Raw genomic sequence first — 12,976 nt, 5'->3', positions numbered from 1 at the left:
TTTAAAAAAGCAATCTTAAGATAAAGTACGAACAGAAGTGGTGAAAGTGATTTTATTACTATTAATTTTAATGAACGTAAGTATTCAACACTTACGTAAGTAGTTCTAAGATGAACAACGAATGTCGTTGCGCGACTCTTGGCATTTTATTGAACACAAGTGCGAGTGCACTTGTGTAAGGTGTTCTAAGATAGATAACGAAACGTAGTTGAGTGCGGGGCCCCAACACAAAGACTTTCGCATAGAAAGTCTACAAACAAAGCAAGCTGGGGGAGGAACGTAAGTGTTCTAACACTTGCGTAAGTAGTTCTAAGGTAGATTACGAAGTGTAGTTGTGAAGACTCCTGGTGGAAAAGAAAGAGCCTCAAGACTACAGGCTTGAGCCTTTCCCACCGGAAAGCGTAACAACTTAAACAAGTGAATATCTACCTAAGAACTACTTTACAAGACCAAGGCTCGACCCAGCCCCTTAGGCAAGCGTCTCAACTTAAGTGAGTGAATATCTATCTAAGAACGACTTTATAAGACTACAGGCTTAAGCCTTTCCCGCAAGAAAGCGTCGCAACAAAATGAGTAACATTCATCTAAGAACTACTGTATATAAAAAAGAAGCTTACCTGTTAAGGTAAGCTTCTCTTAAGAATTGATATTATAAGAAACGTTTAGCTGCTACTGAAAGTGGTGGAATTTCTTCGAAGTCTAATTTTTTATCTTCAGTAATTGATCTGTAAGCCCATTTACCATAGTTAAGCGCTTCTTCATTTACGATTTTACCTGGTAATGGTGCAGCATTAGGATCAACATGTACGTCAACGATAGTTGGTACATTTTCATTTAATGCAGCTTCTACAACTTCATCGATACGGCTAGGATCTTTTAAGACATAACCTCTACCGCCTGCAGCTTCAGCGAATTTAGCGTGATCCATATCAGAGAAATCAATCGCATATTCTAATTCACCAGCAGCTTGTTGTTCATATTTAATGAATGATAATTGTTTGTTATTCATAACAAAGATTGTCATTGGTAAGTCATATTGAACAGCAGTTGCAAAGTCTTGCATTACCATTTGGAAGGCACCGTCACCAGTGATTGAAATTGCTTGACGTTTAGGATAAGCAATTTTAGATGCGATAGCGCCTGGAAGACCACAACCCATTGTACCTAACCATGATGAAATAATGAATTTATTATTTACTGATAAGTTTAAGTAACGAGTTGACCAAACTGTTGAAGTACCAACATCAATTGAGAATACAGCATCGTCATCGCTATATTTACTAATTGATTTCATTAAGCGTTCTGGACGAATTGGTGAACTTTCGTTGTTCATATCTTGTTCCATCCATTTATCCCAAACAGCTTTACGTTGTAATGTTTTATCTAAGAATGGACGAGTTGGGACGTGTCTAATGCTTTCAGTTAATTGGTGGAAAGCAACTTTAGTGTCGCCAACGATACCTACGTTGATGTTGAAACGTTTACCGATCACATCTGGGTTCGTATCAATTTGGATTGCTTTGATATTTTTCTTAGGTAGGTAATCTACGTAAGGGTAGTTTGTACCTGCCATGATTAATAAGTCAGCATCTTGAATTGTTTGGTAAGATGTTTTAGTACCGATTTTACCTAAGTTACCAATGCTGTATGGATGATCATCAGGGATGATTGTTTTAGCTGGTAATGTGTGAATGACTGGAATTTTTGCTGCTTCGATAAATTCACGTAATTCTTCTTTAGCATTTTGTGCACCTACGCCGATAAGCATAACCGGTTTTTTACTTTTATCGATTAATTTAGATGCTTTTTTAATGCTACGGAATGTTGGTGATGGTGCTTTAGGTTTCATTGTATCTACTGGACGATTTGTTGTATCTTTAATTTTTTGAGTTAATAAGTCGTTAGGACAGATAACTACAGCAACACCGCGTTTTTCATAAGCAGTACGGATTGCATCATTAACAACGTCGAATACGTTATCGCCTTTTTGAATTTGGTGATGATAAACAGCTACGTCATCAACCATTTTAGAAATATTTGTTTCTTGGAACGCTTTAGTACCTAATAATGAGCTGTTTGTTTGTCCAGCAATAATTAATTGAGGTACGCGGTCCATTTTTGCATCGTACATACCATTTAATAAGTGAACTACACCAGGACCACCGATACTTAATGCTACCCCGATTTTTCCTGTCATTTTAGTGTATGAAGCAGCTGCTAAACTTGCTACTTCTTCGTGACGTACGTGATAGAATTTGAATGAATCTCTTACTGTACGTAAGCTATCTACTACTGCGTCAACAGAGTCCCCTGGAATACCATAAAGATGATCTATTTTCCATGCTTCTAATGCTTTGACTAATGCTTCATTTGCTTTAATTTTCGCCATTTTTACAAATAGCTCCTTTCCTAACTTATACGAGTACTTATTTCATATTCCCATTAATAAAATAAAATAATCATGATCGGAATAAGTATTGAGCTGATAACAGCAGTCAATATCATTCCAATTGAACTAAATACGCCAGATTCAATATCGTGTTCTAGCGCTTTTGCCGTACCAAACGCGTGTGATGCGTTACCGTATGTTAAGCCTCTTGCGATTGATGTTTTAAAATTACCTACTTTCAATAACATTGATCCCATCATACTCCCTATTAGCCCTGTAGTGATGATAAATAGTACGGTAATCGTATCTGTACCACCTAATTCATGTGATACTTCAATCCCTACAGCAGCTGTGATGGAACGAGGCAATATTGTCACAATGGTTTCTTCAGAGTAACCTAACAACTTTAACGAACTAAACACTAACACAAAATTGAGTACGACTCCAGCCATTACGCTTGAAAATATAATACTCATATTTTCGATGATTTTATGTCGATTTTTATAAAGTGGATACGCTAAACACACGACAGTTGCGTTTAATAAATGGTTAATCCATTTACCACCAGCCATATAATCATGATAGTTTTGATGTGTAGCGAGTAAAACGATAATCACACCAATCGAACCAATTAAGGCAGGGTTTAAAAATGGATTGTTATATTTAAGTTGTAATTTTTTTGCCAATAGATACATAACGATGGTTAACAATATCATAAGGATTGCTTTAATTATCATCTCAACTCATTACCTTTCTTGGCTTTAGGTTGTTTCACCATTTTTTCAGCGATATAACCTGAAACAAGGGCGACGCAACTTGTACCTACTATGATTAATAAGAAGAAGATGATATAGCTCTTAGTTATATTAGAAAAGATATCCATAATACCGACAACCGATGGAATAAAGAAAAAGACCATCGTTGATAATAAAAATTCTGCACCTTCTGATATCCAGTTAATGCGAATTATTTTAAGTTCTAATAAGATATATAGCAAAATCATGCCTACAATACTTCCAGCAAGTGGTATGTGGAAAAGTTCTTGTAGTAAACTTCCTATATAACTAATGACTATGATAATGGCAATTTGAACAACAATTTGTGCAACTGTGAGCGCTTTTTTCAAGATGACCGAACCTCCACTAAAATATGTCGAAATTGTTACAGCTAAATTTAAGACTACATTCATAATTGTAATTTATGTTGAAAAGCTAGAAAAATACTCATTTTGAATATTAACTATAGTTTTTTTCTATGTAACCGTTTTATTTTAGGAGTAGTCAGTTTTGTACGATATTGTTTTTAATTTTAAATAAAATAAAAAAGCAGGTTAATGAAATCAATAGTAATTAAAATGATTTCATTCTCCTACTCCCTAAGCGAAACTATTCAAATAATCAATCGTATTTCAAACGTTGACTCATAAATTCAATCCACTTCGACGTGGCATGACTGAGTAATTTATCTTTCTTCCAAATCGCCCCAAGTTCCCAACGCATACTTGGATCTTCAATCTTGATACTTTTGATATTATCTTTCAACATACTCGCTATATGTTCTGGTAAAATACTGACACCTAAATGTGCTAATAATAAGTATTCTATAAAGTTCCATTGAGATACATTTGAGACTGTGTTTGGTATGAAACCAGAATTTTTAGCAGCTGCAATAATTTTATCGTTAAGATAAAAATCTTCATTAAACATTATGAAGTCCTCATTCTTCAAATCCGCCATAGTCACTGATTCTCGCGTCGCAAGTTCATGTTCATCACTTACTACTAATCTTAAATCTTCACTATATAAAGATAAATAATCAAAAATGTTCTCATTAATAGGAATGGTGGTGATACCAATATCGATTTGATCATTAATCAAACGCGTTTCAATCGATTTACCGCCACTTTCATTTAAATTGTATGTTACGTTCGGATAGAGTTTATGAAACTCACCTAGTATATATATAAAATGTTGCATATCCATCACTGCAGATAGCCCAATGTTAATATGACCTGTTTCAAGTCCTAGCAATCCATTAATTTCGTATGGAATATTGTCATACAACGCAATAATCTCTTCGCATTTTTTATAGAATACTTTACCTGCGTCAGTAAGCACTAAATATCGTTTTTGACGGTCGAATAGCGTCATTTTGAGTTCATTCTCTATATCTTTTATCGCTTTACTGATGGTAGGTTGGGCGATATATAAAGACTTTGAAGCATTTGTCATACCACCTTGGTTTACAACTTCCATAAAGTATTTCATATGTTTGATATCCAAATGCTCACCTTCTTTGTTTTTACTTCTACTATTATTATATTATACACCAATATTTTTTAAACTTTTTGGAAAAATAAAATCTATATTGGAGGACTATGAGAATTTTTAAATACGCTTATGTTTTTATATACGTAAAAAATAACTATTAATATATAAATTATTTGTTTATATTCATTTAAAAACACTAGTATTTTTATTTCTCAAAAAATGTTATAATCGTTAAGGCTCAATTTGAATATCGAGGTGAGGCATTGAGCTTTTACGAATTTATGCAAAATTTTGTTGGTGATGACACACCATTAGGTGAATTGGTAAATTGGATTAATCAAGATAACAATTTCCCTAGAGAAGTGAAGAGCCAAAATGAAATATTGTCATATTTTCGACAACATCCATGTCCAGAAACCATACCGGTGACAATTGTTAAAAGAGCATTGTCTGTTTTTAACCAATTCACCAATGTATGATTTCTAACAATGTAATTATACATTCATGGAAGTATCATCTCAGAAGACGGACGCCTTTCGGGGCGTTCGTTTTCTTTTTTCTTTAACAACATACCCCTTTTATTTTATTAAAATCACAAATTTGTAAAATTAGTTACAAAATATAATGGAATATTTCATACATATTACAGTTACTTGTATAATTGATTTCTTATATTGTATTACGCCTTTTTAACGAATATGATTAATACAGTTTTTAAGTATTTTATATTTTGAGGAGAACAAAATGAAATTCAAAAAATTATTTTCACGTCTTTTATTAGCTACTGGAATCATGTTCGCTGGAACTTTCACGTACCAAAATATTGAACATACACATGTCTCTCATGCCGCTTCATATAACTATTACAATAGAGGTCAATGTACTTGGTGGGCGTATCAACGTCGTGCACAATTAGGCAAACCTGTTTCAAATAGATGGGGCAACGCAAAGAACTGGTATTACAATGCACAACGTTCAGGCTATAGAACAGGTCATATCCCTCGTCGCTACGCAGTAATGCAATCAACTGCAGGATATTATGGTCACGTAGCTGTTGTAGAGCGTGTTTATAATAATGGAAGCATTTTGGTATCAGAATATAACTATAACGTACGTCTTGGTTACGGCACACGTTACTTAAGCAAATGGGCTGCACGTAACTATAATTACATTTATTAAATTTAACGATAATTACCCTATATATTAGAATTCCTTAATGATGTAAGTAACAATCTGTCACTTATATCATTAAGGAATTTTTTATATGAATTAAAAAGAGAGTAGGTTTAACAACCTCATGTTAAACCTACTCTCTATCTATAGTTTATGATTGTTTTCTTAATTCTTCTAAAATGCGTTGTGCAGCAGCAGTATTGGCTTTAGGTTCTTGTTTTAAAGCCTCTGCTACCTTTGCAATTTCGTCGCCTTGTGCACCTACGACAATCGCTAATGATTTATATTGTAAGCTCATATGGCCTTTTTGAATACCTTCAGAAACTAAGGCTCTACATGCTGAAAAGTTTTGTGCTAATCCAACGGCAGCAACGACTTGTCCAAGCTCTTGTGCAGTTTCTACATTTAATAAATCTAATGAAGCCTTAGCAATTGGCAATACTTTCGTACCACCACCGACAATCGCTAAAGTCATCGGTACTTCAATGGTACCAACGAGACGACCACGTGCTTCATCGTATTCCCATGTGGCGATACCTCGATATTGACCATCACGACTCGCATACGCATGGGCACTTGCTTCTGCACCACGCGTATCATTTCCTGTCGCTAACACTACGGCATGAATACCGTTCATTACGCCTTTATTATGTGTGGCTGCACGATGAATATCTACTTGTGCTAGTACTGAAGCACGTTCCATACGTTTGGCTACTTCTTCACCTGAACGTTCTCCTCTATTTAGATCTTCGACTTTGATTTCACCTTGTACACGTACAACAGATGCTGTAGCATGGTTCGATAAAATACTCATTAACACGTCGTGGTTTGGGAACTCATTTTTCAAGTGAGCAGTAATCGCTTCTAAGATAGTATTAAGCATATTTGCACCCATCGCATCTTTCGTATCTACAAAGACCTTTAAAGATAACAACTGTTGTTCAGGGAACGTGTCGATATCAATACGACGATAGCCACCACCACGTTCAATGATAGATGGATAAGCTTCATCAGCAATTTGTTTAATTTGAGGCTCAAGATTTCTAATGTCTTGCGCTAACGCCTCTGTGTCTTCAACAGCATCAAAGACGATTTGACCAATCATCAAGCGCTCACTCTTAACTGTTTTGAAACCACCAGTGTTGTTAACCAGTTTCGCACCATAGCTTGCTGCCGCAACAACTGAAGGTTCTTCCACCATCATTGGCACGACATATTCTTTATCATCAACAATGATTCTAGGCAATAAGCCTACTGGTAATGTACCTTGACCAATCACATTCTCGATTAAGCTGTTGGCTACTTCTTCATTAATAAGTGGGTTGTTACGTAATACTTCATAATTATCGTCATTTAACCAACCGTATTCGACTAACTGTTTCAACTTATCTTCACGTGATAAATGACGAAACGCTTTGTCTAAACTCTTCATTTTACTGCGCTCCTTTTTCAACCATTAAAGCGATACCTAAACCGCCGCCGATACAAGCAGTTGCGATACCTGTTTGTTTATCTTCTTGTTCAAGCGCATTCACTAATGTTGTAACTAAACGTGCACCACTTGCACCGATTGGATGTCCTAAAGCAATCGCTCCGCCGTAGATGTTCAATTTTTCATCAGGAATGTGTAAATTATCTTTGACTGGAATACTTTGAGCTGCAAATGCTTCCGTCATTTCTACGATGTCTACACTATCAATTTGGCTATTTGTTTTTTCTAATAACTTTTCAACGGCATAGAATGGCGCATAACCCATGAATTGTGGATCACATCCAACTTCTGCATAATCACCGATAATACCTAGAATTTCGAAACCATGCTCTTTCGCGTATGATTCTTCCATTAAGATTAATGCAGATGAACCATCATTAATGCTTGAAGCATTTCCACCAGTCACGGTACCATTCTCTTTGAAAATAGTCTTTAACGTCGCAAGTTTCTCTACGCTTGTGTTTGGACGCACTCCTTCATCTGATGTCATCGCTTCCCCTTCAGCATCTTTCATGCTGATAATTTCGTTATCAAACTTACCTGCTTCTGTTGCTTTAGCTGCTTTAAGTTGTGAATTATTCGCAAATTCATCTTGCATTTCACGCGTGATATCGTATTTCTCAGCAATGTTCTCAGCAGTCACGCCCATTGGTACATAATGAAAAGCATCAGTTAATCCGTCATGCATAAAGCTTTCAACAGGTTCTTCGCCTTCTTTTAAGATAAGCTGTGGTGCATTCGTCATACTTTCAACGCCCCCAACAGCTACGACGTTTGCTTCACCTAATTGTATTAATTGTTTGCCTAAGATGATGGCTTTTAATCCTGAGCCACATACTTCATTAATTGTCATTGCTGGCGTTGCATCTGGAATACCAGACTTAATAGCGATCTGGCGTGCTGGGTTTTGTCCGACACCACTTTGTAACACATTACCGAAGATGACTTGTTGGATTGTGCTAGGATCGATATCAATGGCATCAATAGCACCTTTTAACGCAGTTGTACCTAGTTCAACTGCTGAATAGTTTCTCAATTTCCCTTTATATCTGCCAATTGGAGTTCTTTTGGCACTTACAATAGCGATTTTTTTCATTCTTTATCTCCTTGTATGTAGTTTCTATATAATTGTATTTTAGTTATTGATTTTGGTAAAATAATTACTAATATGATTGTTAATAATAGCAATAAAACAAACGTTATATTCAATATTGCTTCATGCATTATTACTGCGTTTAATAGCATTAAACAACATTTTAATATGCATTTCAACATTTAAAATGAAAACGCTTTCCAAAATTTTATAATATTTTGAATTTTTACGTAATATTTCTATTATTAATATGATTAATACTATTATTTGAAAGGATGTAACGCCCATGAGTATAGGTATCGATAAAATTAATTTTTACGTCCCTAAATACTATGTAGACATGGCTAAGCTTGCAGAAGCACGCCAAGTTGATCCAAATAAATTTTTAATAGGTATTGGACAAACCCATATGGCTGTAAGTCCAGTATCACAAGATATCGTATCGATGGGAGCGAATGCTGCTAAAGATATTATAACAGAAGATGATAAAAAACATATTGGAATGGTTATCGTAGCTACTGAATCAGCGATTGATAATGCAAAAGCAGCTGCTGTTCAAATTCACAACTTATTAGATATTCAACCATTTGCTCGTTGCTTCGAAATGAAAGAAGCATGTTATGCTGCTACACCAGCGATTCAACTTGCAAAAGATTATCTTGAGAAACGTCCTAACGAGAAAGTGTTAGTCATCGCAAGTGATACTGCACGTTATGGTATTCAATCAGGCGGTGAACCAACTCAAGGTGCTGGTGCTGTCGCAATGATGATTTCTCATAACCCTAGCATTTTAGAATTAAATGATGATGCTGTGGCATACACTGAAGATGTGTATGATTTCTGGCGACCTACTGGCCATAAATATCCATTAGTAGCCGGCGCTTTATCTAAAGATGCTTATATTAAATCTTTCCAAGAGAGTTGGGGAGAATATGCACGTCGTGAAGGTAAAACATTATCTGATTTCGAATCATTATGTTTCCACGTGCCGTTCACTAAAATGGGTAAGAAAGCGTTAGATTCAATTATTAATGATGCTGACGAAACAACGCAAGAACGTTTAACTGCTGGTTATGAAGACGCTGTATACTATAACCGTTATGTAGGTAATATTTATACTGGTTCTTTATATTTAAGTTTAATTTCTTTACTTGAAAATAGAGACCTTAAAGCTGGGCAAACGATTGGTTTATTCAGTTATGGTTCTGGTTCAGTTGGCGAGTTCTTTAGTGCTACGTTGGTTGATGGCTTTGAAGATCATTTAGATAAAGAAGGTCATAAAGCGTTATTAAATAATCGCGAAGAGGTATCAGTGGAAACGTATGAAGCGTACTTTAACCGTTTTGATGAGTTAGAGTTTGATCATACTACTGAAAAATCTGAAGATGATAAGGATATCTTCTATTTAGAAAGTATTGAAGAGGATATTAGACAATATCATCGTCCTGAGTAATCCATAAATGGATTGTCATTGCGCTTTAGTTGTTAAGAAATTCTTAGATGGACAGCCACTCGTTTTGTTGTGATGCTTGCCCAGGGTACAGTTTCAGCCAGAAATTCCTCACAGATAAATCTGTGGAGATTTCTAAGGTCTTCTAAAGCAGTTCTTAAATGGATTGTCATTCCACTTAAGTTGAGACGCTTGCCTAGGGGGCTGGGTCGAGCCACGGTCTCGACACTCATCCTGCTCCCTCGGGCGTCACACAACGCCACTCGTTGTTCATCTCTCGAATTTCTTTCCTAAGTGGCGTAGTCCTGAGGTTCATAATGATTATGCTTTATTAAGCTTCAAACAAAATCATTTGTAATTTATGTTTTAATTTATAATCAAAATAATATGTTAAATGGAAGTCGTGTTGGTGCGGCTTCTTTTTTATGGTTTTGTGGAATGGGCGGGTCTGTATAGGTGTGTCATATCTGCTTTTTCAATTTCTAGTAGTTTAATTTTATTATCGATGGTGCCTCCATATCCTGTTAAACTTCCGTCTTTTCCTACTACACGGTGACATGGGATGATAATTGAAATTGGGTTTTTACCTACTGCGCCCCCTACTGCTTGAGCTGACATTTTAGATTTACCTAGTGTTTTACCTACTTGTTTAGCAATGTCTCCATATGTTTTAAACTCGCCATAATTAATATCTTGTAAAACCTTCCAAACGCGTTGTTGAAATTCAGTTCCTTGGGGCTTCAAAGGAAAGTCAATTACAGGGTTATTTCCTAAGAAATAGTCGTCCAACCATTGCTTTACTTTCCCAAAAACAGCTAAATTCGAATCTGTCGTATATTCTAAATCTGAAGAATTGTATTTATACAATACGTGCGTAATTGCAGTGCCATCACTAATAATCTCTAAATTTTGAACAGGTGATGTATATAGCATTGAATAAGGCATGGCTCTCACTCCTTTGTGGCTATTATGACGAAGTTTTAAACAAATGTACATCGGGAAACTCAAATTATAAATATAATGAATGCGTTATTGATGGCAGGCTTGAATAAAGATGATGTTGATTTACATTTCAATACGAATAAATTTAATGATTTCATTCATTCACGATTTAAAACTTTCAAAATACTATAAACGTAAATATAGAGAATTAGAAAAAGAACAATCTCACTAATAGTTTAAAAAGGGAGCACACTATCACATATTATAGTGCACTCCCTTTTTTATTATTTTAGAAATTATATAATTCATAGCCTTTATCTTTAGCATATTCTATAGCTAAAATTTCTAAAACGTTGATAAATGCTGGTTCATCTTTGACGTTTACATATTGGAATTTTAATCCATATTCTTCCGCAGTAATGTTTTTAACGTCATCTTCGCTTACACCTTTTTCTTGGGCTAAAGCTTTTTTAAATTTAGTTGTCCCAACGCCAGATTTTAAATTATATTGTCCTAATTTATTAAATAGGTCTTTAGTAATTGGTTGATATCCTGTTGAGAAGCCACCAGTTTGTCCAACAAAAATTGGTTTTTTGTTATCAAAAATGACATACACGCCATATTTATCTTGAACTTTTTCACGATCTTCTTTACTAAATGATAAGGCATTACTTTTATCATATTTAAATAATTTTTTTAATTGTTTTTTATTATCTTCTTTGATTTGATCTAACTTTTTGCTACCTTTCATAATGCTTAATCCTCCCATATAAAGTATTTTTATAAAACATTGAAATAGTATTGGATAATTTTATAAAAAATACTATATTACTAAAATTCGTTAAATAATTTTTCATATTTATATTGATTATTTTAAATAATATACCCTTTTCTAAAACTTTAAAACCCCTCAAACCATTTACACAAGTTTTATATTATTTTGATAAATAAAAAGTTTATATTTTATTCTTAATTCACAAATTATTTGATAACGCTGGTTTATTTGTTTATAAATATAATTTATAATTATATATTATGTGTAACTGTCTACTTTTTATATTGTGTACATGTTGGGAGAAGATAACATGAACGATAAAGATTTAAGAGTAATTAAAACTAAAAAGGCCTTAACTCAAAGTTTATATGTCTTACTTGAAAAAGAAATGTTCTCTAATATTTCAGTCAATAAAATATGTAAAAATGCTCAAATACACCGTACAACGTTTTATAAACATTTTTATGATAAATACGAACTATTGCATTATTTATTTAAGTTAACGCATAACGCTTATTTTGCCATAGATATTAAAGAGCGATTAAATAACCCTTTTCAAATTTTGGCTAATACTTTCAATAAAGATGAGATTTCACGGATTGAATTGAAGCAACATGGGGATAAAGAATTCGAAAAGGCACGAAACAATTATTTAATTGAAACTGTAAAAAATGAATTTAAAGACAATATGCACCGCATTGCTATTGACAATTCAGTACCACCAAGTTTAGTATTCTATGTCTTTGGCGCAGTTTTAACTAGCTTTTTAGAATGGAAGCGAAACGAAAATGCTACACTTAGTCCTAAGGAGATGGACGAAGTCTTTCATAAACTTATTAATATCAAAGCAAAATAATAAGTAAATTATCGACTTTTACTTAGCGATTATTTAAAATTATCCTTGTAAGACATTAATTTTAAAAGGGGTAATAAAATGACTGAATTACATCCATATTTGTCTTTTGAAAAAGCTAAAGATGCACTTGAGTATTATGAAAAGGTATTTGGTGCTACTAAAATCAACAGATTAAAAGTAGGAGAAAGCCAAGCAGAAAGTTTCGGAATGACTAAAGATCAAATTGAAGATTCTACTATGCATGCTGAATTTGAAGTTTTAGGTGTCAAAATTTTATGTTCTGACTCATTTGGCCGTGTTGAAAATATTAATAATGGCATTTCATTATTAATTGATTTCGACGTTAACGACCAAGAAGATTCTGAGAGAGTTGAACAATTTTACGATAAGATTAAAGATCATGAATCACTTAATATCGAATTACCGTTTGCCGAACAATTCTGGGGTGGTAAAATGGGCGTATTTACTGATAAATACGGTGTACGTTGGATGTTAAATGGTCAAGATTATTCTAAAATGTCATAGTAAAAATATAG

General features: G+C 34.2%; 13 protein-coding genes. 5 read left to right on the top strand and 8 right to left on the bottom strand.

The features are described 5' to 3' along the window. Positions 1–649: 649 nt before the first annotated feature. The 4 genes from MT340_RS02065 to cidR all read right to left on the bottom strand — a co-directional run bounded on the left by MT340_RS02065 (position 650) and on the right by cidR (position 4,671). On the bottom strand, positions 650–2,389 hold the full coding sequence (locus MT340_RS02065; RefSeq protein ID WP_243603531.1) for a pyruvate oxidase: 1,740 nt from the start codon (positions 2,387–2,389) through the stop codon (positions 650–652). A 53-nt stretch (positions 2,390–2,442) separates the two neighbouring features. Further along, complete coding sequence (locus MT340_RS02060) at positions 2,443–3,126, bottom strand: LrgB family protein (RefSeq protein ID WP_243603530.1); 684 nt, start codon at positions 3,124–3,126, stop codon at positions 2,443–2,445. Next, positions 3,123–3,515 (bottom strand): CidA/LrgA family protein, encoded by a 393-nt coding sequence (locus MT340_RS02055; protein ID WP_243603529.1) that lies wholly within the window; start codon positions 3,513–3,515, stop codon positions 3,123–3,125. The genes MT340_RS02060 and MT340_RS02055 overlap by 4 nt, the downstream gene beginning before the upstream one ends. A gap of 271 nt (positions 3,516–3,786) precedes the next feature. After that, entirely contained in the window at positions 3,787–4,671 is an 885-nt protein-coding gene (cidR, locus tag MT340_RS02050; protein WP_243588564.1) for a cidABC operon transcriptional activator CidR, read from the bottom strand. A gap of 251 nt (positions 4,672–4,922) precedes the next feature. Between cidR and MT340_RS02045 the strand changes: the two genes are divergently transcribed. Beyond that, positions 4,923–5,138 (top strand): sterile alpha motif-like domain-containing protein, encoded by a 216-nt coding sequence (locus MT340_RS02045; RefSeq protein WP_243588563.1) that lies wholly within the window; start codon positions 4,923–4,925, stop codon positions 5,136–5,138. Positions 5,139–5,403: 265 nt separating this feature from the next. Next, a complete protein-coding gene (locus MT340_RS02040; RefSeq protein WP_243588562.1) occupies positions 5,404–5,838 on the top strand; it encodes a CHAP domain-containing protein in 435 nt (144 codons plus the stop codon). A gap of 145 nt (positions 5,839–5,983) precedes the next feature. Here the strand turns inward: MT340_RS02040 and MT340_RS02035 are convergent, their stop codons facing one another. Further along, a complete protein-coding gene (locus MT340_RS02035) occupies positions 5,984–7,264 on the bottom strand; it encodes a hydroxymethylglutaryl-CoA reductase, degradative (protein ID WP_243588561.1) in 1,281 nt (426 codons plus the stop codon). 1 nt (position 7,265) lies between these two features. Beyond that, positions 7,266–8,420 (bottom strand): thiolase family protein, encoded by a 1,155-nt coding sequence (locus MT340_RS02030; protein WP_243588560.1) that lies wholly within the window; start codon positions 8,418–8,420, stop codon positions 7,266–7,268. Positions 8,421–8,703: 283 nt separating this feature from the next. Here MT340_RS02030 and MT340_RS02025 point away from each other — a divergent pair, with 283 nt between their 5' ends. Continuing rightward, positions 8,704–9,870 carry a hydroxymethylglutaryl-CoA synthase gene (locus MT340_RS02025; RefSeq protein WP_243588559.1) on the top strand — a complete coding sequence of 389 codons (1,167 nt, stop codon included), beginning with the start codon at positions 8,704–8,706 and terminating at the stop codon, positions 9,868–9,870. 420 nt (positions 9,871–10,290) lie between these two features. Here the strand turns inward: MT340_RS02025 and MT340_RS02020 are convergent, their stop codons facing one another. Further along, positions 10,291–10,812, bottom strand: coding sequence for a methylated-DNA--[protein]-cysteine S-methyltransferase (locus tag MT340_RS02020; RefSeq protein ID WP_243588558.1), 522 nt, complete (start codon positions 10,810–10,812; stop codon positions 10,291–10,293). 286 nt (positions 10,813–11,098) lie between these two features. Further along, the gene (locus MT340_RS02015; protein WP_243588557.1) at positions 11,099–11,560 is read right to left on the bottom strand and encodes a hypothetical protein; all 462 of its coding nucleotides are present in this window, start codon (positions 11,558–11,560) and stop codon (positions 11,099–11,101) included. Between the two features lie 334 nt (positions 11,561–11,894). Between MT340_RS02015 and MT340_RS02010 the strand changes: the two genes are divergently transcribed. Together MT340_RS02010 and MT340_RS02005 are read left to right on the top strand one after the other, a co-directional pair. Further along, positions 11,895–12,440: a TetR family transcriptional regulator gene (locus MT340_RS02010; RefSeq protein ID WP_243588556.1), complete on the top strand. Its 546-nt coding sequence runs from the start codon at positions 11,895–11,897 to the stop codon at positions 12,438–12,440. A 78-nt stretch (positions 12,441–12,518) separates the two neighbouring features. Continuing rightward, positions 12,519–12,965 (top strand): VOC family protein, encoded by a 447-nt coding sequence (locus tag MT340_RS02005; RefSeq protein WP_243588555.1) that lies wholly within the window; start codon positions 12,519–12,521, stop codon positions 12,963–12,965. The last annotated feature ends 11 nt before the right edge of the window (positions 12,966–12,976 follow it).

This window comes from Staphylococcus sp. NRL 16/872 (assembly GCF_022815905.2).
Taxonomy (GTDB): domain Bacteria; phylum Bacillota; class Bacilli; order Staphylococcales; family Staphylococcaceae; genus Staphylococcus.
This window is presented reverse-complemented; position numbering and strand designations above follow the sequence as displayed.